We start from the raw sequence: 23,333 nt of genomic DNA on the forward strand, positions 1-23,333 counted from the left end.
GCGCGGGCCCCGGCGGCGAGCGGTGCTGTCCTCGTCGGGCTGTCGCCCGCGGCTTCACTTCTGCGTGAGCCACCTCTTCCAGGCCGGCTCATTCGCCTCGACCCACTTCCCGGCCGCCTCCTCCGGGGAGAGCTTCTGTTCCGCGATCATCAGGGCGACCTCGTTCTGCTGCTCGGTCGTCCAGGTGAAGTTCTCCAGGAACCGGGCCGCGCTCCCGCCCGTCCTCGCGAAGTCCGCATTGAGGAACTTCTGGAGCGGGGTGTGCGGATAGGCGCAGGCCACTTTCTCGGGGTCGGCGTCGCAGCCCTCCTTGTACGCCGGGAGCCTCACCTCCGTCATCGGCACCTTCTGGAACAGCCACTGCGGCGTGTACCAGTAGGTGAGGAAGGGCTTCTTCTCCTTGGCGAACTGCTTGATCTGGGTGATCTGTGCCGCCTCCGAGCCCGCGAAGACGACCTGGTAGTCCAGCTCCAGGTTGTTCACCAGCGCCTTGTCATGGGTGACGTACGACGGCGAGCCGTCCAGCAGTTGGCCCTTGCCGCCGCTCTCCGCGGTGCGGAGCTGGGCGGCGTACTTGTCGAGGTTGCGCCAGTCCGTGACGTCCGGGTGGCGCTCGGCGAAGTACGTCGGTACGAACCAGCCGATATGGCCGGTGACGCCGAGGCCCCCGCCCGGCGTGATCGTCTTCTTCTCGTCGACGTACCGCGCTTCCTGCTCCGGGTGGCCCCAGTCCTCCAGGATGGCGTCGACCCGGCCCTGGCTGAGGGCGTCCCAGGCGGGGACCTCGTCGACCTGGACGGTGTCCACGCGGTAGCCCAGTTCGTGTTCGAGCAGATACGCGGCCACGGCCACATTGGCCTGCGCGCCGACCCAGGACTGCACGGAGAGGGTGACGGTCTTCGCGCCCCGCGCGTTCGCGTACGGGGACGCCTGCTTGGTCATGTCGGCCGCGCCGCAGCCGGTGACCGCGAGCAGGGCGCCCGCCGAGGCGAGGACGGCCCTGATCCTGTGCGTACGGGCCATGTCAGGCCGCCTTCCTGGTCCGGGCGGTACGGCGTTCCGTACGGCGTTCCGCACCGCGTTCCGTGGGCTGGGTCACCCGGTCCAGCATCAGACCGAGACAGACGATGGCCGCGCCCGCGACGAGGCCGGTCGCCACGTCGCCCTGGGCAAGCCCGAACACGACGTCGTACCCGAGCGCCCCGCCGCCCACCAGACCGCCGATGATGACGACGGCGAGCACCAGCACCACGCCCTGGTTGAGCGCGAGACGCAGCGCGGGCCTCGCGAGCGGCAGTTGGACCTGGCGCAGTTGCTGAACCCCGCTCGCGCCGAGCGAGCGCGCCGACTCCAGGGCGGCCGGATCGACCTGGCGCAGGCCCTGGGTGGTGATACGGACGACCGCGGGCAGCGCGTACACGACGGCGGCGGCGACCGCCGGAGCGCGCCCGACGCCGAACAGCGCGACCACCGGGATCAGATAGACGAACTGCGGCAGCGTCTGGAAAACGTCCAGGACCGGCCTGAGCAGCGCTTCCACCCGGGAGCTCCGGGCCGCCGCGATGCCCGCGGCGAAGCCGATGACGAGCGTGACGGCGACCGCCGCCAGCACCTGCGACAACGTGTCCAGCGACGGCTTCCACACCCCGAGGACACCGATCGCGGCCAGGGCGAGTACGGCGGTCGACGCGGTCCGCCAGGTGCCGATCAGCAGCGCCAGGGCGGCGACGAGCAGCAGGACGGCCCACCAGGGCAGGGCCTGAAGGCCGCCGCGCAGCGGGTCGAGCACCCATGTGGTGAAACGGCCCGCCCAGTCGGCGGTGCCGCCGATGACGGGCACTCCGGAGTAGAGGTGGGCGGTCATCCAGTCGACGGCCCGGTTGACGGGCTCGGCGATGTTCACGGTCCAGGTCTCGGGCCAGTCGAGCCGGTCCGTGAGACGTCCCGCGATCGCCACGAGGACGGTCGCCAGGGCCGCGACGGCCCAGCCGAGCCCCCGGCGGGCGCCCGGACGCGTACCCGAACCGGCCGCCGTCGTCGTACGGTCCAGGACCACCGCCAGCAGGACGATCGGCAGCCCGGCCGCCAGCGCCGCGCCGACATCGACCGAGGCCAGCGCCTGGTACACCCGGTCGCCGAGTCCTCCGGCGCCGATCACGGACGCGATCACGGCCATCGAGAGCGCCATCATGATCGTCTGGTTGAGACCGAGCAGCAGTCGCTCACGGGCGAGCGGCAGCCGCGCGGTCAGCAGCCGCTGCCGCCCGGTCGCGCCGAGCGAGGAGACGGCCTCCATCACACCGCGGTCGGCCTCGCGCAGCCCGAGCGCGGTCAGCCTGGCCATCGGCGGAGCCGCGTAGACGACGGTCGCGAGGACCGCCGCCGGGACGCCGATGCCGAAGACCAGCACCACGGGCAGCAGATACGCGAAGGCGGGCAGGACCTGCATGGTGTCGAGCACCGGCCGCAGCGCCCGGTACAGCCGGTCGGAGAGCCCGGCGGCGAGGCCGAGCAGAGCGCCCAGCACCACGGACGCGGTGACCGCGACCACCATGAGCGCAAGCGTCTGCATGGTGGGCACCCACATACCGAGCACCCCGCAGGCGGCGAACGACACGACGGCGGTGAGGGCAAGGCGCATGCCCGCGACGCGCCCGCCCGCGACGCGCCACGCGATCAGCCCGGCCGCCGCGGTGACCCCGGCCCAGCCGGCCGCGAGCAGCAGCAGGTACACCCCGCGCACGGCGAGCACCACGGCGTTGCTGATGTGTCCGAGGAAGTGGAGGAAGAGCGGGTGGCTGTCGCGGTTGTCGATGATCCAGTCGCCGGCGCGGCCGAGCGGGGCGGACAGATCGACGGTCAGGGCGGCGGGCCAGTCGGTGCCCGGCCAGCGGATGAGGGCCAGGGGTACGAGGACCGCCGCGAACACGGCGAACGGCAGCAGTTTGCCGAGCGCGCGCCCGCGGGGCGAGGGGAGCACCCCGGGTGGGCCCCCGCGTTCGACGGGCTTGGGGGGCGCGGGAGGCGCGGGAGGCGCGGTGGTCGCGCCGGTCGCGGCGGTCATCCGAGCGCCGCCTTTCCGGCCTCCGCCCTCGTTCCGGGAACTCCGGGGACTCCAGGGACTCCCGGGACTCCCGGGACTCCCGGCGGCTCCCCAGGACCCGCGGTTCCCTTCGTCTCCGGCATACCCGCCGTCCCCGCCACCACGTTCAGCAGACGCTCGCGGTCCACGACCCCGAGCAGCCTGCCCCCCTCGACCACCCGCGCCGCCGCGTCCCCGGAGCGCGCGACGGCCTCGATCGCCTCGGAGACGGTCGCCGTCGGCGCCAGCGCGGGCCCGGAGTCGGCGTCGCCCGCCAGCGGGCGACGCATGGCGGCCCCGACGGTGATGACCTGCTCGCGCGGTACGTCACGGACGAAGTCCCGTACGTACGCGTCGGCGGGCCGGCCCACGATCTCCTCCGCCGTGCCCAGCTGTACGACACGGCCGTCGCGCATCAGCGCGATCCGGTCGCCGAGGCGCAACGCCTCGGTCAGATCGTGCGTGATGAAGACCATCGTGCGGTGCTCCTCGTGGTGCAGCCTGATGACCTCTTCCTGCATGTCCCGGCGGATCAGCGGATCGAGGGCGCTGAACGGCTCGTCGAAGAGCAGCACGTGAGGGTCGACCGCGAGCGCGCGGGCCAGCCCGACGCGCTGCTGCTGACCGCCGGAGAGCCGGCCGGGACGGCGGTCCTCCAGCCCTTCGAGGCCGACCTTGGCGATGACCTCGGCGGCCTTCTCGCGGCGCTGGGCCCTGCCCATGCCCTGGATCTCCAGGCCGTAGGCGACATTGTCGAGGACCGAGCGATGCGGCAGCAGACCGAAGTGCTGGAAGACCATGGCGGCGCGGTGGCGGCGCAGTTCGCGCAGCCGGGCCCGGTCCATCGACAGCACGTCCTCGCCGTCGATGGCGATGGTGCCGGCGGTCGGCTCGATGAGCCGCGTCAGACAGCGGACGAGCGTGGACTTGCCGGAGCCCGACAGACCCATGACGACGAAGACCTCGCCCTTGCGGACGTCGAAGGAGACATCGCGTACGGCGGCGGTGCAGCCGGTACGGTCACGCAGCGCGGCGGCGTCGAGCGCGGCGAGTTCCGGGTCGCCGGGGACGCGGTCGGCCTTGGGGCCGAAGACCTTCCAGAGGTCGCATACGGCGAAGACCGGCGACCGTTCCGGTACCTCGCTCCCCGTGCCGGGCGGGGTGAGGTCCTTGCCCGTCGGGTCGTCCCCCTGTGCCGTGTCCGCGTCGGTCATCGCTTCGGGCCCTTCTCGTCGTCATGGGCCTCGGTCAGCAGCTGGGCGCACTTCTCGCCGACCATCAGGACCCCGATCATGGGATTCACCGCGGGCATCGTCGGGAAGACGGACGCGTCGGCGATACGGATGGCTTCGAGCCCCCGGATTCTCAGGTCCGGCGCCACCACGGCCCCTTCGTCGGTGGCCGCGCCCATCCGGCAGGTGCCCGCCGGGTGGTACACGGTGTGCGCGCACTTACGGGCGTACTCGCTCAGCTCCTCGTCGGAGGTGAGCTCGGGCCCCGGGCAGACCTCCCGTTTCAGCCATGCCGCCAGCGGCTCGGCGGCGGCGACCCGGCGCGCGATCCTGATGCCGTCGACGAGGGTCCGGCCGTCGTGGTCGTCCTCGTCGGTGAAGTAGCGGAAGTCCAGGGCCGGTTTGACCTCCGGGTCCGCGCTCGTCAGATGGAGCCGGCCGCGGCTGCGCGGCTTGGGGATGTTCGGGGTCATCGACACGCCGTGCGCGGGGCGCTCGTACCCCAGCCGTTCCGGATGGTCGGTGAACGGGATCTGGTAGAAGTGGAACATCAGGTCGGGGCCCTCGGCCGCCGGATCACGCCGGACGAACAGCCCCGCGTCGGAGTCCATCGCCGAGTTCTCCGGGATCGGCCCGTCCGTCTCCCAGACGATCACGGACTCGGGGTGGTCGAGCAGATTCTCCCCGACACCCGGCAGATCGTGGACGACGGGTATGCCGAGCTTCTCCAGGTCGGCGCGCGGCCCGATGCCGGAGTGCAGCAGCAGCCGGGGCGTGTCCACGGCCCCCGCACAGACGAGGACTTCGCGCCGGGCCTCGATCAGCCGCTCCTCGCCGTCCGCCGTCCGTACGCGTACGCCGGTGGCGCGCGTGCCCGTCAGCTCCAGCCGGAACGCCCAGGTCTCCAGGAGCAGTCGGAGGTTCGGCCGGTCCAGGAACGGATGGAGATACGCGACGGACGCGGACGACCGCTTGTTGTCCTCCGGGTGGTAGGCGAGGTCGAAGAAGCCGGCGCCCTCGTGGAAGGGCTTCTTGTTGAAGCCCTCGACGCGCGGGACTCCCAGCGCCCGCCGCGCCGCGTCCACGAAGTCACGGGCGATGGGGTTACGGTCCCGCTCGTCCACCGGCACGATGTTGTTCCGCAGCCGGCCGAAGTACGGGTCCATCGCGGCGGCGTCCCAGCCCTCGGCCCCGGCCGCCGCCCACTCGTCCCAGTCGGACGGCAGCGGCTTGAAGGCGATCAGCGTGTTGTGCGAGGAGCAGCCGCCGAGCACCCGGGCTCTGCTGTGCCGGATGTGCGAGTTCCCGCGCGGCTGCTCGGTCGTCGGATAGTCGTAGTCCAGCTCACCGCCCAGCAGACCCATCCAGCGCCGCAGCGTCAGTACGTCGGGGCGGTCGACATCGGAGGGGCCGCCCTCGATGACGGCGACGGTGATGTCCGGATCCTCGGTGAGGCGGGAGGCGATCACCGAACCGGCGGTGCCGCCACCGACGACGACATAGTCGTACACGTGCTCGGTCTCGGGCGTGGACGCGGGTTCCGGCTCGGGCGCGACGGAGGTTGCCATGGCTGGATCTGCTCCTCTGCTGCTGCTTGCGGTGGTGCGGGGTGCGGAGTGCGCGATGGTCCGGCTGTCGGGTTGTCGGGCTGTCGGGTTGTCAGCCCGTGAACCAGCGGACCGGGCGCGGTGCGAGGTTCTGGTAGATGTGCTTGGCCTCGCGGTACTCGGCGAGCCCCGCGGGCCCCAGCTCCCGGCCGATACCGGACTTGCCGAAGCCGCCCCACTCCGCCTGCGGCAGATACGGGTGGAAGTCATTGATCCAGACGGTGCCGTGCCGCAGCCGTCCCGCCACGCGCCGCGCGCGCCCCGGGTCCGCGCTCCAGACGCCGCCCGCGAGCCCGTACTCGGTGTCGTTTGCGAGGGCCACGGCCTCGTCCTCCGTACGGAAGGTCTCCACCGTCAGCACGGGTCCGAAGACCTCTTCCCGTACGACCCGCATCTCGCGGTGGCACTGGTCGAGCACGGTCGGCTCGTAGAAGTAGCCCTCGGCGGGCCGGGCGGCCGAGGGTTCGGGCCGCTTGCCGCCGGAGCGCAGCACGGCGCCCTCGGCCAGGGCGGAGGCGACATACTCCTCCGTCTTCGCCAACTGCCCCGCGGAGACGAGCGGTCCGCACTCCACGCCGCGCTCCGTGCCGCGTCCGAGGCGGATCCGGGCGGCGCGGCGGGCGAGTTCACCGACGAAGCGCTCCCGTACGGACTCCTCGATGATCAGCCGCGCACCGGCGGAGCAGACCTGGCCGCTGTGGATGAACGCGGCGTTCAGCGCCTGGTCGACGGCGGTGTCGAACCCCTCGTCGGTGGCACAGGCGTCCGCGAACACGACGTTCGGGTTCTTGCCGCCGAGTTCGAGGGCGACCTTCTTCACGCCGGACGCGGCGGCGCGCATCACCCGCGTACCGCTGCTGAGCCCTCCGGTGAACGAGACGAGGTCCACGTCCGGGTGCTCGGACATCCGGGCGCCCACCGGGTCGCCCGCGCCGGTCACCAGATTGGCGACGCCGGGCGGCAGGCCCGCCTCGGCGAGCAGATCGATGAGGTCGACCGTGGAGAGCGGGGTGAGTTCGCTCGGCTTGACGACAAAGGTGTTGCCCGCGGCGAGCGCCGGGGCGATCTTCCAACTCGCTTGCAGCAGTGGGTAGTTCCAGGGCGTGATCAGCGCGCAGACACCAACTGGCTCATAAACGACCACGCTGTGGACGGTGTCGGATCCTGCGTCGACGACCCGGCCGCCGCTCTCGTTCATCACGAGATCCGCGAAGTAGCGGAAGGCATCGGCGACGCAGTCGACGTCGACGCGCCCCTCCTCCAGGGTCTTGCCCGAGTCCCTGCTCTCCAGCAGCGCTGTCTTCTCGCGGTTGCGGATCAGCAGATCGGCGGTCGTCCGCAGCAGCCGGGCCCGCTCGGCGACCGGGGTACGCGGCCAGGGGCCCTCGTCGAAGGCCGTACGCGCGGCGGCGATCGCGGCGTCGGCATCCTCGGCGCCGCCCTCGGACACGACGGCGAGGACCGTGGCGTCGGCGGGGTCGAGGATGTCCCGTGTGGCGCCGGAGACGGCTTCCCGCCACTTTCCGTCCACATGAATCGTGTGTTGGGCCGACACGTCGCGTATCGCCTTCCCTTCCCGGATCGCTCACCACCAGCGAGAACTGGCGATCCGGGCGCCTGCCCCGAGTCACGGAAAGCATGCGTGCCGGGTGACCGGAAGTGCCTCGGGTCACCCGGCGGGGCCATGTTCCGCCCGATCACTCCTCGTCGGGCTCGTCCTGTACGGTCAGCCCGGCCACCCACATGGGCATCAGCCAGTGCGGAACCAGGACCGCGATCAGTACGGAAGCGATCAGCGCCTCCATCCGTACGTCCGCGAGCGTGCCGAGGAGGCCGAAGCCGACGGCGGCGGCCAGCAGCAGGAGCGAGGTCAACCGGTGGGCGCGCGCGAGGACGCGGTCGCGCTCCGTGAGCTGACGTTCGTCCAGCGCGCGGGCCCGCAGTTGCAGCAGCCCGCGCGTGGCGCCATTGATCGCGCCGGTCGCCAGGCACCACGGCAGCAGCGCCACGAGGAGAACGACAAGGGGCCACCACCGTTTGTGCTCGGCGAAGACCACGGCGATCCACGCCGCTTCGAAGATGACGGTCAGCACGATATGCGCGCAGACGACCGCACGCCTGCGGGCGGCCGTCGCGTAGAGCGGGCGCCCCTCGCGCGCGTTCATCAGCGTGTACATCCGCCGGTCGTAGTTGGTCAGTCCTGTGGTCATCGCCGTTTCCTCCCGTAGACCTCGTCCGTGAGCGGGCTGAAGGGTTCGAGGGAGAACAGCGCCTCCACGGGGAGGTCGAAGAACTCCGCGATCCTCAGCGCCAGGTCGAGGCTGGGGTTGTACTGACCCCGCTCGATATAGCCGACGGTCTGGTAGTGGGCTCCGACGGCCTCGGCCAACTGCTGCCGGGACACCTTCCGTTCGGCTCTGACGACTGCCAGCCTATTGTGAACCTGCTCGCTCATGTATAAGAAGTACTACATTCGAGTGGAGGTGAGCAACACGAAAACGCCCCCGGCGAGAACCGGGGGCGTTCGGGGGAAGTACGGGGGAAGCGGTGAGTGGGGTCAGATCAGACCGAGTTCGCGCACCGCGTCGCGCTCCTCGGCCAGCTCCCGCACCGAGGCGTCGATCCGCGTCCGCGAGAAGTCGTTGATCTCCAGGCCCTGGACGATCTCGTACGCGCCGTTCCTGGTGGTGACGGGGAAGGACGAGATCAGCCCCTCCTCCACACCGTAGGAGCCGTCCGACGGGATGCCCATGGAGGTCCAGTCGCCCTCGGCCGTGCCGTTGACCCAGGTGTGGATGTGGTCGATGGCTGCGTTGGCGGCGGAGGCGGCCGAGGAGGCGCCGCGGGCCTCGATGATCGCCGCGCCGCGCTTGGCGACGGTCGGGATGAAGGTGTCGGCCAGCCACGCCTCGTCGTTGACGGTCTCCGCGGCGTTCTTGCCGGCGATCTCCGCGTGGAAGATGTCCGGGTACTGCGTAGCGGAGTGGTTGCCCCAGATCGTCAGCCGCTTGATGTCGGAGACGGCGGAGCCGGTCTTCGCCGCGAGCTGCGAGATGGCGCGGTTGTGGTCGAGGCGGGTCATCGCGGTGAAGCGCTCGGCCGGTACGTCGGGCGCGGCGGCGCGCGCGATCAGCGCGTTGGTGTTGGCCGGGTTGCCGACGACGAGGACCTTGATGTCGTCCGCGGCGTGGTCGTTGATGGCCTTGCCCTGCGGCTTGAAGATGCCGCCGTTGGCGGCGAGCAGATCGCCGCGCTCCATGCCCTTGGTACGGGGGCGGGCGCCGACCAGCAGCGCCACGTTGGCGCCGTCGAAGGCGACGTTCGGGTCGTCCGTGATCTCGATGCCGCCGAGCAGCGGGAAGGCGCAGTCGTCCAGCTCCATCGCGGTGCCCTCGGCGGCCTTGAGGCCCTGGGGGATTTCGAGGAGACGCAGCTTGACCGGCACATCCGAGCCGAGCAGATGGCCGGACGCGATGCGGAAGAGCAGCGCGTAGCCGATCTGGCCGGCCGCGCCGGTGACGGTGACATTCACGGGAGTGCGGGTCATGGCGATCTCCGTAAGACAGCTGGCGGTGGGGGTCCCTGCCCCTGGTGCGGGGACATCTCCCCGTCGCTGAACTGAATCTTGACGTGAAGAGATATCCAGCGGTCAGGCTATCCGACCCGGGACACCCCGAACCCACGCACCCTTGTGGCGCGGCTCACGACACGGGCGGGACGGCGTGGCGGCCTCGTGGTGCGGGGGCCTGACGGCCTGGCGGTGCGGGCGTGGCGCGGGCTCGGGGGGCGAGGGCTCGGGGTGGTGCGGGCTCGGGGTGGTGCGGTGCGGCGCTGGGACCGGATCACCGCACCGGCGTACAGCCCGTCTCGCCCGAGGCGAGCGTCGCGCATGCCTTGGCGCCCGCGGAGTCCGGTGAGGCGACCATCGGGGTGTAGGCGTTCGTGGCCGTCTCCACCTCGCCGGTCTGCCCGCTCGTCTCCCCGCCCGCGGTGATCCGTACCTCGTCGCCCACCGCCGCCTGGGTGATCCGGGCCCAGGCCGCCGAGCAGGTCTTGCTGTAGCGGACCTCGATCAGGGCCGTACCGACGGTCGCGCTGGAGACGGTCTCGACGAACTCGCCGCCGCATCCCATCTCTTCGGGATCCTTCCCGGTGCAGGCGTCGCCGCCGCACTTCACCCCGGCGGGCAGTACGGGGGCGCTGCTGGACGGCGAGGGCGACGGGGACTGGGCGACGGTCTGCTCGCCGCCGTCACCGCCGAGATCGGTCAGCAGGACCGCGGCGGCCACCACCAGCGCCGCGCCCACGACACCCGCCACGAAGATCGTCAGCTTGCGCCGTCCGCGCTTCGGGCCACCCGCCGGAGACGGCCCGGCGGAAGACGGGCCACCCGGCCGCGGCGGACCACCGGGACCCCGCTGCTGCGGTACGGAGGGCGCCCCGGGCACGCGCGCGGCGCCGAAGTCGACGGTCGTACCGGCCGGCCGGTCCCCGAATCCGCCGGGCCCGCCCGTGCCGACGGATCCGCCCCGCCTGCCGGAACCGCTGCCCGGCCTGCCGGAACCGCTGCCCGGCCTGCCGGAGCCACCGGCCGGGTTCTGGCTGAACTCCCCGAGCGCCGAACGCGCCTGGGAGATCCGTATCGCTTCCATCGTCATGTCGTGGCGCATCTCGGACCGGCTCCAGGCGCGCTCCGCCAGCTCCCACATCGTGGTCAGATGTCCCTGATGCGTGCCCGTCACCTCGGCCAGCGCGACGATCGCGCCCTTGGGCGCGAGCAGCCGCCCGTTCAGATAGCGCTCCCACGACGTCTTGCTGTAGCCGGTCCTGTCCGACAGGGCGGCGATGCTCAGTCCACTGCGGTCGACAAGCCCGCGCAACTGGCTCGTGAACTCGCTGACCTCCGGATCGAGCCCGTCCGGCAGCGCCTTCCAACGAGGCATTGTTTGCCTCCCCCTTGTCCCCCCGCACGTGGTGGATGTGCCCCGCGCTGTCATCCCCCGCCGCCCGCCGCCCTCCCCGGCGATGGGCGGTGTCCTCCCCCGGCCGCTTCCCGCCGTGGGCCACCCGTCTCGGGCTACCCACAGGGATGCACCGGGCAAGGATGTCAGTTCCTCGATCGACAGCGCACAGGAGCATTCTGGACGGTCTTCACGCCCCGTTGCGCGCCCCCCGTACCGAACCCCGCACAGTCTCGCATCCGTTGCCCGTTGATCACACCACGGCGGAATGGTCACTTCCACGCACAGGCACCGGGCGGGCCTTGAATGATCTTGGCTGGCCCTCGGCGCTTGTCCACGGTGTCGGCGCCCTCACTTACGACCGCTCACGACCCTTCACGACGCGGACGCCCGGGGCGCGTGGCCCAGGCACTCCTGTTCGCCGCCGCCCCCGGGCAGGAGACAGGCCCGCGCCTCGGACGGATCGGCGGCGGCCACCATCGGCGTCACGAGATAGCGGCCGGTGTCCCGCGGGGCGACCGCCGCGATCTGCTGCTCCCGGCGACCGGGTACGGTCAGCACCACCCGGTCCCCCACCCGAAGCCCGGTCGCCCGCACCCACACGGTGCGGCACGTTTCGCCGTACCGCAGTTGCAGCCGTTGGCCGCCTGTCGCGGTGAGCGAGCCGAGAGTGGTCATCACGTCCTCGCCGCCGCAGCCCATGAGGGACGGCGCCTCGCCTTCGCACGCCGGGCCGGTGCAACTGGGCCGCAGCGGGCCGACCGTGCTCCACGCCGCGTCTTCGGGCGTCTCCCGCCGCGCTCCGCCGTCGCCCGACAGCCAGGCCCCGAGAACGGTCACCGCGGTGACGGCGGCCACCCCGGCCGTCGCGGCGAGCACCGCGGTACGACGTCTGCCGCGAGGGCCGTTTCCTGGCGTGTTTCCCGGCGTGTTTCCCGGCGCGCTGCCGGGCGTGCGGCCCGGCGCCTCTCCTCCCGCCGGTCCCAACGGTCCCGCCGGTGCGGGTACGGGCGACGGCGGGGAAGGACCTTGAACCGCCCCGGGCTCGGCCCCGACTCCGGCTCCAACTCCGGCGCCGGCCCCGGCCATGGGCCCGGTTCCGATGGCCGCGGCCGCCCGGCCGCTCCACGCGGCGTCCGCCAGCTCCCAGAGCGCGAGCAGCCGCCCCGGGGGCTCGCCCGCCAGCGCGCACAGGGCCACCACCGCCTGCCGCGGCAAGGGCTTCGTACCGTTGAGATAGCGCTGCCAGGACGACTTGCTGTACGGCGTACGCCCGGCGAGCGCGACGAGGCTCAGCCCCGTGCGGGCCCGGAGCGCGCTCAACTCGCCCGCGAGCCGGTCGCACTCCGCCGCCCGCTTCTCCACCGCGCTCTTCATCGCGCTCTCCGGCGCGTTCCCCCGCGCTTTTCCCCGCGCGTTCTCCGGCGCGTTCTCCGGCGCGTTTCCCAGCGCGCCGCTCACCGGCGTAACTCCGCCCAGGTGTCGGGCCCCACGATGCCGTCGCTGACCAGCTTCCGCGCCTTCTGGAAGTCCCGCACCGCGGACTTCGCGCTCGGGCCGTACAGCCCGTCGACCTCGCCCGGGTCGAAGCCGTGGCGCTTCAACTGGCACTGCGCCTCGACCACATCGGGTCCACTGCCGTTGATGTCGATCAGCGCCTCGGCGGTGGTGCTGTGTCCTGCGTAGGCCGCGCCGTCCTTGCGGCCCTGGTCATCGCAGTCGTACGTACGCCCGGGACCGTACGTCACCGGCTTCGTACCCCCGTCGTCGCCGCCCCCGTCGTCGCCCCCCGCCACCAGCAGCCCCGCCCCGAAGGCGACGGCGGCGGAAACGAGCACGCCGGCGAGGGCGGCCCGTAACGGCACCCGCCGCGGACCGACCGGATCGGTACCGGGCTCCGGGGACCCCGACGTCGGTGTCCCGAGCGGCTCGTCCGCCACCGTGCCCGACGCGGCCGTGTCCCCCGCACCCGTCCCAGCGGCGGCGGGCTCGGGCGGCTTCCGCTCGGCCATTTCGTGCAGGACGAGCAGCCTCGTCGCATCCGCCCCGCAGACCCTGGCCAGTTCCTCGACGGCCTTCCGGGGCACCGGCTGTTTTCCATTGAGATAGCGCTCCCAGGAGGAGCGGCTGTACCCCGTCTTCGCCGCGAGCGCGGCGAGCCCGAGGCCGGAGTGATCCTTCAACCGTCGCAACTGAATGACGAGTTGACGGTCCTTCTCGGGCAATTCTGACGGGAGCGATTTCCAACGCGGCATGTCCACCTCATGCGTGATCGGACCCCTCCGGGGTTCCTCGTCCCCTTTCCTCCCCCGAACGGCGGTCGCGCAACACCCGGTTCCGCGTGCGGCCCGCCACCGGACAGACCACCGGGCCGCGACAACCGGCCCCCGGCGTCCCACGACATCCCATGGGATGCGGCGTCCCCACAGGTCAGGGGCGCGCGCGTCCCACAGATGCCCGGTTGGGCGGGCCGGTCTGGCGGCGATGCGAGGTGACGCGGAACAGTCTGTGGTGCACACCGGGCGGCGCGGTCCACCCCGCGCCACCCGGTGCGCACCCGCACCACAGACCGCACTCCGCACACGTACGGCGGCCCGTCCTCCCCGGGGGAGAGGACGGGCCGCCGTCACACGCCGTGGCACGCGCCGCCGTGGCACGCGCCAGGGACTAGGGAACCGACGAGTGGACGACGTCCTCCAGGAACGGGATCTCCAGCCACGGCTTGGGCTGTGTCATCAGGCTGAGCAGCACGATCGCGAGGCCCAGCAGGCCGTACGTCAGCATGTCGGTGTAGCGCGACCGTACGGCCAGCATGCCGACGGAGGGCAGTACGCGCCGCAGGACGGCGCCGCCGATCAGGGCGATGCCGATCAGGATCGTGCCGACCCGGAACGCCTCCGGGAAGGGGTGCGTGCCGACGATCAGCAGCCCGAGCCCGGTCGTCCCGAGGACGCTGAGCAGGGGCCACTGCCGGACGGGCGCCGAGGCGTCCGAGGGCGCGGCCCGGCCACCGCCCTCGGGCCGTGCGGTGTCCTTGGTGAGCGAGAAGCGCCGGCCGCGCTGCTCCGCGGCGTCGGCCGTGTCCGAGGCAGCGGCCGTGTCCGTGACGCCAAGGGCGTCGGTCGTGTCCGAGGCACCGGCCGTGTCCGTGACACCAAGGGCATCGGTCGTGTCCGGGTCCGAGGGGGCCGTACGCCCCGTGCTCTCCGTTCCCGCCACAGCGCCGGTGACCTCCGTACCCGCCGTACGCTCCACCGCCACCACGCTCTCCCTGCCGGCGCCCGCGGTGGCACCCGCGGCGGCACCGGCAACGGGCTCCGTGACCGCCTGCCCGTCGGCCTCCGACGCCTGCCGTGTCCCGCGCCCCGACCGCGCCGCGTCGCCCGCGCTCGTACCAGCACCCATCAGTGGCGCCCCTTTCCGGTTCCGGTTCGGCTCGCCGTTCAGCCCGCGTCCGCGACGGCGCGTTCGGCCGCCTCGACCACATTGACGAGCAGCTGGGCTCGGGTCATCGGACCGACGCCGCCCGGGTTCGGCGAGATCCAGCCTGCCACCTCGGCGACGTCCGGGTGGACATCGCCGACGATCTTGCCGTCCCCGTCCCGGCTGACCCCGACGTCGAGGACGGCCGCGCCCGGCTTCACATCCTCGGGCTTGATGATGTGCGGCACCCCGGCGGCGGCCACGATGATGTCGGCCTGCCTGAGCTGCGCCGACAGGTCACGGGTGCCGGTGTGGCACTGCGTGACCGTCGCGTTCTCCGACTTACGGGTCAGCAGGAGCGGGATCGACCGGCCGACGGTGATCCCGCGGCCCACGACCACCACATGCGCGCCCTTGATCTCGACGCCATGGTGGCGCAGCAGCTGGATGATGCCGTACGGGGTGCAGGGCAGCGGCCCCGTCTCGTTGAGCACCAGCCGGCCGAGGCTCATCGGGTGCAGCCCGTCGGCGTCCTTGGCCGGATCCATCAGCTCAAGCACCTGGTTGGTGTTGATGCCCTTGGGCAGCGGCAGTTGCACGATGTAGCCGGTGCACTCGGGGTTGGCGTTCAGCTCCGCGACCACGGCCTCGATCTCCGCCTGGGAGGCGGTGTCGGGCAGTTCGCGCTGGATCGAGGCGATACCGACCTGGGCGCAGTCGCGGTGCTTGCCGTTCACATACCAGCGGCTGCCCGGGTCGTCACCGACCAGCAGGGTGCCGAGCCCGGGTGTGACGCCCCGAGCCTTGAGGGCCGCCACGCGGGCGGTCAGATCGGACTTGATCGCGGCTGCGGTGGCCTTGCCATCGAGAATCTGGGCGCTCATACCCCCATCCTCGCGGATGACCCCTCCACTCTTCCAATTCGTGTCCGGTCCTGAGACGACCTGGGCATTCACCGGCCCCGTCACGGGCGTCGCGGGAGGTTGCGCTTGCACAACGCCCGTCAATAGCGACTGGACAAAATAAGAGGTAGATAACACGATTACGGGCGCAGTACGCGGCCATCGACGGGGGGAAGACCGCTCGCTTGTGAGAAGTTCCTCCTCCCCGTTGGATCGCACCGTCCCCGCATTACCCAACGGAGGAACCCCGCCATGAGCTTCGGCGACCCCAACAACCCGTACGGCCAGCAGCCCCCGCCCGGTTCCGGTCAGCCCCAGGGCCAGCCGGGCTACGGCTACCCGCAGGGTCAGCCGCAGCAGCCCGGCTACGGCTACCCGCAGGCGCCGCCGGTCCAGCCGTACGGCGGCGGTGGCTTCCCGGGCGGCCCGACGGAGATGCCGGGCGGGGTGAAGGCCGCGCGCGTGATGCTGTGGGTCATCTCCGGTCTCTGCCTGATCGGAACGCTGATCTTCTTCGGCGCCGCGGTGTCGCTCAACGCGGCGAAGGACAACGAGACGCTCCAGAGCGATTCGCAGTTCCAGGACCTCGTGGATCAGTCGAGCGGCGTTCTCTACGCCCTCGGCGCGCTGGCCCTCGTGTGGCTGGTTCTGTCGGCCGTCCTCGCCACGAAGGTCAAGAACGGCGGGAGCGGCGTCCGTGTCACTCTCATCGTCTTCGGCATCGTGACCGCCGTCCTCGCCGTCTACCCGTTCACGGTGTTCGGCATCGTGCACCTCGTTCTCGCCATCCTGATCGCCGTCTTCGCCGGCAAGTCGGACGGCGCCGCCTGGTTCCAGCGTCCGCGCCACTGACGGTCCGCCGCCGCGCTCCTCGGCGCGATCCGGATGACATGAAGGCCGTAATCCTCGCTGTTCGGCGGGAGATTACGGCCTTCCGGCGTTTCCTCGTGCGGGCGGGGCTCAGTGGAAGAAGTGCCGCGTCCCCGTGAAGTACATCGTCACGCCCGCCTTGCGCGCCGCCTCGACGACCGACTCGTCACGGACCGAACCGCCCGGCTGCACCACCGCCTTGACGCCCGCGTTCAGCAGGATCTCCAGCCCGTCGGGGAACGGGAAGAACGCGTCGGACGCGGCGTAGGCGCCACGCGCCCGCTCCTCACCGGCCCGCTCCACCGCGAGCTTCGCGGAGTCGACGCGATTGACCTGGCCCATGCCGACGCCCACCGACGCCCCGCCCTTGGCGAGCAGGATCGCGTTGGACTTGACCGCGCGCGACGCCTTCCACGCGAAGGCCAGTTCGCGCAGCTCGGCCTCGGAAAGCGGCTCGCCGGCCGCGAGGGTCCAGTTGGCCGGGTCGTCACCGTCGGCCTGGAGCCGGTCGGTGACCTGGAGCAGCGCGCCCCCGTCGATCGGCTTGACCTCCACGGTCCCGGACGGAGCCTCGGGACAGCGCAGCACGCGGATGTTCTTCTTGCGGGCCAGCATCTCGACCGCGCCGTCCTCGTAACCGGGCGCCACGATGACCTCGGTGAAGATCTCGGCGACCTGCTCGGCCATCGCCACGGAGACCGGACGGTTGACGGCGATCACCCCGCCGAACGCGGACAGGGGGTCGCAGGCGTGCGCCTTGCGGTGCGCCTCGGCCACATCGTCACCGATCGCGATACCGCACGGATTGGCGTGCTTGATGATCGCGACACAGGGCTCGGCGTGGTCGTACGCGGCACGGCGCGCGGCGTCCGTATCGGTGTAGTTGTTGTACGACATCTCCTTGCCGTGCAGTTGCTCGGCCTCGGCGAGGCCGCCCCCGGCGCCGGTGTAGAGCGCGGCGGGCTGGTGCGGGTTCTCGCCGTACCGGAGCACGTTCTTCCGCGTGTACGTGGCGCCCAGGAAGTCCGGGAACCCCGAATCGTCGGGTGCCGCGCCCTGTTCATCAGCGGCTCCGCCGCGGGCGTCCGTGAACCAGGAGGCCACGGCCACGTCGTACGCGGCCGTGTGCTGGAACGCCTCGGCGGCCAGCCGCTTGCGGGTCGCCAGGTCGAACCCGCCCTCCCGTACGGCGCCGAGGACATCCCCGTACCGCCCGGGGCTGGTGACGACCGCGACCGAGGGGTGGTTCTTGGCGGCGGCGCGGACCATCGAGGGCCCGCCGATGTCGATCTGCTCCACGCACTCGTCGGGGGTGGCGCCGGAGGCGACCGTCTCGCGGAACGGGTAGAGGTTCACCACGACCAGGTCGAACGGCTCGATGCCCAGCTCGGCGAGCTGCTCGCGGTGCGAGTCGAGCCGGAGGTCGGCGAGGATGCCTGCGTGGACGCGCGGATGCAGCGTCTTGACCCGGCCGTCCAGGCACTCGGGGAAGCCGGTCAGCTCCTCGACCTTGGTGACCGGCACCCCGGCGGCGGCGATCCGCCCCGCGGTGGAGCCGGTCGAGACCAGGGTGACGCCCGCCTCGTGCAGCCCGCGGGCCAGCTCTTCCAGGCCCGTCTTGTCGTAGACGCTGACCAGCGCTCTGCGAATGGGGCGCTTCGTACCTTCGGCGGTCACTGGATCGTTACCTTTCGTCCCTCAATGCGATAGCCGTGCCGGGCCAGACGCCCCACGACCTCGACGAGCAGGCGTCGCTCGACTTCCTTGATGCGCTCATGGAGAGCGTCTTCATCGTCCTCGTCCCGCACCTCGACCACGCCCTGCGCGATGATCGGGCCGGTGTCGACACCGTCGTCGACGAAGTGGACTGTGCAGCCGGTGACCTTCGCTCCGTAGGCGAGCGCATCGCGCACGCCGTGGGCACCGGGAAAGCTGGGGAGCAGCGCGGGATGGGTGTTGACGCACCGCCCGCCGAAGCGCGCGAGGAACTCCTTCCCCACGATCTTCATGAAACCGGCCGAGATCACCAGATCCGGCTCGTACGCCGCCGTCGCCTCGGCGAGCGCCGCGTCCCAGTCGTCACGGCTCGGGTAGTCCTTCACCCGGCACACGAACGTGGGCAGCCCGGCGCGCTCGGCGCGCTCAAGACCCGCGATGGAGCCGCGGTCCGCGCCGACGGCCACGATCCGCGCGCCGAAGGCCACCGGATCGTCACCGATCGCGTCGAGCAGAGCCTGCAGATTCGTACCGGATCCGGAGACCAGGACCACGAGCCGGGCCGGGCGGGCGGAGGAGGGCGGGGAGGCCACGGCGGGCGCCTTTCTGGGACAGCGTTGTGCGAGCGGCTGCTTGGCTTGACTCTGCTTGAGTCGTCGTACGGTTTGTGTGGTCGTACGAACGAATCACGTCCCCCCATACGGGGAACTCTACGAAGAAGCCGACCGTCAGCAACGATACCGGCACACCAAGCGGCCCCCACGGGACGGGGGCTTGGCCGGGAGGTAGCGTCTGGGGACAGGGTTCGTCTCCAGGGCGGGCCACACGAGACAAGACCCCCGCGCACTGGGTCTGAGGGGAAGACGTTCACCTGATGTCGGACCGACGCCGCCGCACGGCGCTCCACCTCCCGCCGCCTTCTGGGCCGGTGCTGCTGCCGCGGGAACGCCAGTCCTCTTCCACCGGTTCCAGCGGGCCTTCGGGGACCTCCGGGGCATCGGGCTCCGGGGCACCGGGCTCCTCCGGGGCAGCGGGCACCTCCGGGGCACCGGGTCCGCAGTCCGCGGGCTCCGGCTCGCCGGACTCGTCCTCGTCGGGCTCCGCCGAGGACAATCCGTTCGCGCCGCCGCCCGAGGGCAGGCCCGACCAGCCGTGGCAGCCGCGCCACCCCGAACACGGCGGGAACTCGTCGAGCGACGGATCCGGCCAGTCGCGGGGTGGCTGGGGCAGCCAGTGGAGCAGCAGCCAGCCCGGCCGCTCCCCGGGCGGCTTCGGCAGCCGTCCCGGCGGTCAGAACGGCCAGAACGGTCAGGGCTCCGGCAAGGACGGCCCCGACGGAGGCCGCGGCGGACTGCGCTGGGACCCGACGGACCCGGCCCAGCGCCGCGCCCGCTACGCCCTGCTCTCCGGGATGTGGGCCTTCTTCTTCGCGCTCTTCGACTTCCCGGAGATCGCGCTGCTGCTCGGCGCCCTGGCGCTGTACTGGGGCATCAGCTCGCTGCGCAACAAGTCCAAGGCGCCGTCGTCGGACACCGACGGCGCGGCCGACGGCACGTCCCCGGCGGCTGTGCGGTCGGCAGGGACCCCGGCAGGGACCGCACAGCCGGGACAGGCGGGCGAGACGGGGCGGGCAGCGGCGTTCGGCGGGCCCGGCCAGTCCGGAGCCGCGCTCCCGGCGTCGAGCAGGCCGCAGACCACCGCGGCGGTGAGCGGGCTGGTGACAGCCGTCATCGCGCTGGCGATCGTGGCCACGACCTTCACGGTGCAGCTGGTGTACCGCGACTACTACACGTGTCTGAACGATGCCCTGACGACCACGGGCCAGCTCTCCTGCAACGATCTGCTGCCCGACTCGCTGGTGCCGGTCTTCGGCGTCAAGGAGTAGCCGGTCCAGGTCCTTCGTCCGCATCGGAGCCGCCTTTCCTGAGGGAGGGCGGCTCCGGCGCGAGCGGCCCCGGCCCTGGGGTGGGACGCTCGCCGGGCGGCGGTGACGTGGCCGGGAAGTCGGCCATCAGACCCCCCGACACCTCCTTGAACGCGGCCCAGCGCGCCTCCCGGGCACCGCGTTCATGCCAGGCCTCCGCCGGCAGGAAGTCATACGGCTCGAAGTCGGGATCCAACGCTTCCCGCCCGCCGGCTCCCGCGCCGCCCGTACCCCCGGCGCCCCCACCCGCGCCGGCGCCGGTCCTCGCCCCGGCCTCCGCCACCTCCCGCACGTCCAGGATGTCCAGGCCGCCGATCGCCTCGCCGGCCTCCGCCGCGGCGAAGGGTGCCGGCGTCGCCGCTTCCGTGGCTCTCCGCCCCCTCAGTCGCCGCCAGGGAGCCCGCCGCCGCGCCCCCTCCTGAGCACCGGTCTCCGCACCCCCGCTCCTGGCCCCTGCCCCTGCCGCTGCCCCGCTCCTGGCCGCTGCCCCGGTCCCGGCGCCGGTCACAGTGCCGGTCCTGGGCTCGGCCGGGGCGCCGGCCCTGGGCTCGGCCGACGCGCCGGTCCCCGCCGGGGCCCTCGTCGCGGGGAGCGGTTCGGCCGCCGGTACGTCCTTCAGGCGCCGCTCCCGGAGCCGCCAGAGCCGGAGCAGCAGCGCTGTCGGCACGCCGAGCGCCAGCGTCCACGCCAGCGCGGCGGCGCCCGTCAGCCACCAGACCGGGCCGAACTCCGCCAGTCTGCCGTTCCCCAGCGGGCCGCCCGCGAGCCCCGCGAACACCGCCGTCAGCCCCGCGCACACGACACCCCCGAGCGCCGCCGTCAACGCCGTCACGCGCGCGCTCCACGCCTCTTCCCGCACGGCGAACGGGGGCGCGGCCACCCGTACGGTGAACCAGGCGACCGCCGGCCCCGCGACGGCCGGCACCCCGGCCGCGGCCCAGTTCGCCGCCGTGCCGGGACCTTCCGGTACGGCGGCGAGCAGCGGGAAGGACGACAGCGCGGGGGTGCCGATGACCCCGAGCGGGGTGGCCACCGCTGTCGTACCGAGCGCGAAGCCGGGCCCCAGGCCGTAAGCGGCTCCCCAGACCGCCGCGTTCGGCACCAGCGCCAGCCCCAGCAGCAGCACGGCGACCCGCCCCGACCAGTCGCCCGCGAGCTGGACGAAGGAGGTGTGTGCCGGATCTCCGTGCCATACGAGCGAGGCCCCGACCAGGAGCGCGCCGCCGCCCACCAGCAGCAGGAAGGCCGCCACCCCCGAGCGCCCCGCGACGACGACCCCCCGGCGCCCCGCGGGCGCCCAGACCGTACGGGCCAGCGGCCTCCTCACCGCCCCGGGCAGCCGCTCGGGCAGCGGCACGCGCGGACAGCCATGCGCCGTCCACGCCCCGGCCGCCGCCGAGAGCACCGTCAGCACGGGCAGCGTGAGCGCCGCGCGCAGCGGATGCGCGGTGAGCGCGCCGCCCCCCGCGTAGAGCACGGCGGCCCCGCCGACCAGCAGATATCCCCCGGACACGGTGCATACGGCGCCGAGCCCGGTGAGCTGGGGCCGTCCTTCCTCGGGTTCGAGGGCGTCGCGGGCGGCGCGGTAGGCCAGCCAGGCCGGCAGACCCATTAGGAGCAGCGGTACGACTCCGATGGGCGCGGGGGTCCCGGAGAGGGTGTCCGGGCGCACCAGCTCGACGCCATGGCCCAGCAGCCAGAGCCCGGCCGCGATGTGCAGAGCACCGTCCGCACCGCTGTCGGGGAACGGTGAAGTGATCCACATCGCCATCACCAGCACGGCGATGGCGCCGAGCCCGAGGCACGCGGCGACGGCCCCACGGAGAACGGCGGAGGTCAGTGCCGCGGCCCTACCACGCTCAAGGGCCCCGGCCGAGGACAACGGCGCACTGTGTTCGGTCAATTGGGTCACGAACTCATGCTGCCCAGGACACCCGTCCAATTCGCGCAACAGGCGAATAGTCGCCGTGTCGCCCAATATACGTTTATGTGCTTTTTCGCCCAGAACCGTGCTGCGGGGAGTCCCACATGACGCAGAAGGCCACGCAGAGCACCGCCCGAGGCAACCAGGCCGGCGCCCCGTCGCTGCCCACCCCCGAACAGCGGCGAAGACTGCGCGAGTCGAAGCCGATGACCGAGAAACAGGCCGCCGCCGCGGTGGGCGTCACACGGTCGACGCTCAGGTCCTGGGAGACCGGGCGTACGACTCCGCGCGGTCGCAAGGGGGAGTTGTACGCGAAGCTGCTGGCCGGGATCGCCGCGGAACTCCGGGAGAAGGCCGCACTGGAGGAACGGACCAGGCGGGAGGCGGCGAAGGCCGCCGCGCAGCGGTCCGAGGCGCGGAACCGGAGCACATCCGCGCCCACGAGAGCCGTGCGTACGACGAGGACCGCCGCGGCGCCCACGGCCGGCGCCGCACCACCGGCCACACCCACCGCCGCCGGACGCGGCCGTAGGGCGAACGCGGCGCCCACGAACGGGGCTTCGGCGAGTACACCCGCCAGGGGCCGGGCCGGAAAACGCACCACCGGAAAGGGCACGACCGGAGCAAGCACGACGGGAGCGAGGAAGACGGGGGCGAGCAAGACCGCGGCCGGCACGACAGGAGCGGGCGCGGCAGGAGCGGGCACGGCAGGGGCGGCCAAGACCGGAGCGGGCACGACCGGAGCCCGTGCGCCCGCCGTTGACGTGCGCAACACCGACTGGCCCGACCCGCCCGCCCCCGGGTTCGAGGCACGCACACCCGACGAGGCCTTCGACGCCCTGTACGCGTTCACCGCGCCCGCCCTCGTACGCCAGGCGTATCTGCTCACCGGGCAACGGGTGCTCTCCCAGCAGTCCGTCGAGCGCGCCTTCCATCTCGCGTGGGCGCGCTGGCCCGAAGTCGCGGTCGACCGGGACCCGGCGGGCTGGCTGCGGGCCGCCGCGTACGAGTACGCGATGTCGCCGTGGCACCGGCTGCGGGGCCCCCGGATGCGCCCCGACGCGGTCCCCCGCGACCAGGAGCGGCCGGAGGAGCGGGAGTTGCGCGAGGTACTGCTGCGACTTCCCGCGTCGTACCGCCGCACGCTGCTGCTCTACGACGGACTCGGCCTCGATCTGCCGGAGACGGCGGCCGAGACCGAGGCGAGCACCCCGGCCACCGCCAACCGGCTGCTGAACGCGCGCAAGGCGGTCGCCGCGCAGATGCCCGAGCTGACCGACACACAGGTGCTTCAGGAGCGGCTCGGCGCGCTCGTACGGGAGGTGACACCACCCCCGATCACACCGGCGCCGGCGCTACGGGCCGGCTGTGAGCGGCGGGTCCGGTTCTGGACGCGGGCGGCCATCGCCTTCACCGTGCTGATCATCGGGGCGACGGGGTTCACCCTGGCCACCGCTCCGACGCACTATCAGCCACGGTTGTCGCCGGGCGAGCAGGTCGGCGGTGTTCCGGTGCCGAACGGTCCGCAGCGGCTGAGCAAGCAGGACCAGGTACTGCGCGACAAGCTCCGCCACGAGTCGGTGACCGGTCCTCCCCGGCTCGTGCCGCGACCGCGCTGAGCGGTCGCCGGCCGCTCAGGAACGCGCGTGGGCCCGCACCCGGGGGGGGGTTCCGGCCCCCGCGCGTGGGGCC

At 72.4% G+C, this 23,333-nt stretch carries 19 protein-coding genes; 3 read left to right on the top strand and 16 right to left on the bottom strand.

The window, feature by feature from the left end; translation table 11 throughout:
* Window positions 1-54: 54 nt before the first annotated feature.
* The 13 genes from M1203_RS04905 to M1203_RS04965 all read right to left on the bottom strand — a co-directional run bounded on the left by M1203_RS04905 (window position 55) and on the right by M1203_RS04965 (window position 15,189).
* On the bottom strand, window positions 55-1,023 hold the full coding sequence (locus M1203_RS04905) for an ABC transporter substrate-binding protein (protein ID WP_249948243.1): 969 nt from the start codon (window positions 1,021-1,023) through the stop codon (window positions 55-57).
* 1 nt (window position 1,024) lies between these two features.
* Window positions 1,025-3,064: an ABC transporter permease subunit gene (locus M1203_RS04910; RefSeq protein ID WP_249948244.1), complete on the bottom strand. Its 2,040-nt coding sequence runs from the start codon at window positions 3,062-3,064 to the stop codon at window positions 1,025-1,027.
* Entirely contained in the window at window positions 3,061-4,296 is a 1,236-nt protein-coding gene (locus M1203_RS04915) for a glycine betaine/L-proline ABC transporter ATP-binding protein (RefSeq protein ID WP_249948245.1), read from the bottom strand. The genes M1203_RS04910 and M1203_RS04915 overlap by 4 nt, the downstream gene beginning before the upstream one ends.
* Window positions 4,293-5,882 (bottom strand): GMC family oxidoreductase, encoded by a 1,590-nt coding sequence (locus M1203_RS04920; protein ID WP_249948246.1) that lies wholly within the window; start codon window positions 5,880-5,882, stop codon window positions 4,293-4,295. Before M1203_RS04920 ends, M1203_RS04915 begins: the two co-directional genes overlap by 4 nt.
* Before the next feature lie 91 nt (window positions 5,883-5,973).
* Window positions 5,974-7,476 carry an aldehyde dehydrogenase family protein gene (locus M1203_RS04925; protein WP_249948247.1) on the bottom strand — a complete coding sequence of 501 codons (1,503 nt, stop codon included), beginning with the start codon at window positions 7,474-7,476 and terminating at the stop codon, window positions 5,974-5,976.
* 142 nt (window positions 7,477-7,618) lie between these two features.
* The gene (locus tag M1203_RS04930; protein WP_249948248.1) at window positions 7,619-8,131 is read right to left on the bottom strand and encodes a hypothetical protein; all 513 of its coding nucleotides are present in this window, start codon (window positions 8,129-8,131) and stop codon (window positions 7,619-7,621) included.
* Window positions 8,128-8,376: a helix-turn-helix transcriptional regulator gene (locus tag M1203_RS04935; RefSeq protein ID WP_249948249.1), complete on the bottom strand. Its 249-nt coding sequence runs from the start codon at window positions 8,374-8,376 to the stop codon at window positions 8,128-8,130. Before M1203_RS04935 ends, M1203_RS04930 begins: the two co-directional genes overlap by 4 nt.
* A 102-nt stretch (window positions 8,377-8,478) precedes the next feature.
* On the bottom strand, window positions 8,479-9,468 hold the full coding sequence (locus M1203_RS04940; protein ID WP_249948250.1) for a malate dehydrogenase: 990 nt from the start codon (window positions 9,466-9,468) through the stop codon (window positions 8,479-8,481).
* A 295-nt stretch (window positions 9,469-9,763) separates the two neighbouring features.
* Entirely contained in the window at window positions 9,764-10,864 is a 1,101-nt protein-coding gene (locus M1203_RS04945; protein ID WP_249948251.1) for an XRE family transcriptional regulator, read from the bottom strand.
* A gap of 393 nt (window positions 10,865-11,257) precedes the next feature.
* Entirely contained in the window at window positions 11,258-12,343 is a 1,086-nt protein-coding gene (locus M1203_RS04950) for an XRE family transcriptional regulator (RefSeq protein ID WP_249948252.1), read from the bottom strand.
* On the bottom strand, window positions 12,340-13,137 hold the full coding sequence (locus tag M1203_RS04955) for a peptidoglycan-binding protein (RefSeq protein WP_249948253.1): 798 nt from the start codon (window positions 13,135-13,137) through the stop codon (window positions 12,340-12,342). Before M1203_RS04955 ends, M1203_RS04950 begins: the two co-directional genes overlap by 4 nt.
* Before the next feature lie 412 nt (window positions 13,138-13,549).
* The gene (locus M1203_RS04960; protein WP_249948254.1) at window positions 13,550-14,287 is read right to left on the bottom strand and encodes a DUF3017 domain-containing protein; all 738 of its coding nucleotides are present in this window, start codon (window positions 14,285-14,287) and stop codon (window positions 13,550-13,552) included.
* Between the two features lie 38 nt (window positions 14,288-14,325).
* Window positions 14,326-15,189, bottom strand: a complete 864-nt coding sequence (locus M1203_RS04965; RefSeq protein ID WP_249948255.1) for a bifunctional methylenetetrahydrofolate dehydrogenase/methenyltetrahydrofolate cyclohydrolase — start codon at window positions 15,187-15,189, stop codon at window positions 14,326-14,328.
* Window positions 15,190-15,459: 270 nt separating this feature from the next.
* Between M1203_RS04965 and M1203_RS04970 the strand changes: the two genes are divergently transcribed.
* The gene (locus M1203_RS04970) at window positions 15,460-16,059 is read left to right on the top strand and encodes a proline-rich domain-containing protein (RefSeq protein WP_249948256.1); all 600 of its coding nucleotides are present in this window, start codon (window positions 15,460-15,462) and stop codon (window positions 16,057-16,059) included.
* 108 nt (window positions 16,060-16,167) lie between these two features.
* Here M1203_RS04970 and purH read toward each other — a convergent pair whose 3' ends face one another.
* Together purH and purN are read right to left on the bottom strand one after the other, a co-directional pair.
* A complete protein-coding gene (purH, locus tag M1203_RS04975) occupies window positions 16,168-17,754 on the bottom strand; it encodes a bifunctional phosphoribosylaminoimidazolecarboxamide formyltransferase/IMP cyclohydrolase (RefSeq protein ID WP_249948257.1) in 1,587 nt (528 codons plus the stop codon).
* Complete coding sequence (gene purN / locus M1203_RS04980) at window positions 17,751-18,386, bottom strand: phosphoribosylglycinamide formyltransferase (protein ID WP_249948258.1); 636 nt, start codon at window positions 18,384-18,386, stop codon at window positions 17,751-17,753. Before purN ends, purH begins: the two co-directional genes overlap by 4 nt.
* A gap of 281 nt (window positions 18,387-18,667) precedes the next feature.
* Between purN and M1203_RS04985 the strand changes: the two genes are divergently transcribed.
* On the top strand, window positions 18,668-19,678 hold the full coding sequence (locus M1203_RS04985) for a hypothetical protein (protein WP_249948259.1): 1,011 nt from the start codon (window positions 18,668-18,670) through the stop codon (window positions 19,676-19,678).
* Here the strand turns inward: M1203_RS04985 and M1203_RS04990 are convergent.
* On the bottom strand, window positions 19,668-21,629 hold the full coding sequence (locus tag M1203_RS04990; protein WP_249948260.1) for a DUF6350 family protein: 1,962 nt from the start codon (window positions 21,627-21,629) through the stop codon (window positions 19,668-19,670). The two genes, M1203_RS04985 and M1203_RS04990, sit on opposite strands and share 11 nt — an antisense overlap.
* Before the next feature lie 116 nt (window positions 21,630-21,745).
* On the opposite strand from M1203_RS04990, the gene M1203_RS04995 reads away from it, so the two are divergent.
* Window positions 21,746-23,260 carry a helix-turn-helix domain-containing protein gene (locus M1203_RS04995; protein ID WP_249948261.1) on the top strand — a complete coding sequence of 505 codons (1,515 nt, stop codon included), beginning with the start codon at window positions 21,746-21,748 and terminating at the stop codon, window positions 23,258-23,260.
* The last annotated feature ends 73 nt before the right edge of the window (window positions 23,261-23,333 follow it).

The sequence above is a fragment of the Streptomyces sp. 35G-GA-8 genome, assembly GCF_023534745.1.
Taxonomy (GTDB): Bacteria; Actinomycetota; Actinomycetes; order Streptomycetales; family Streptomycetaceae; genus Streptomyces.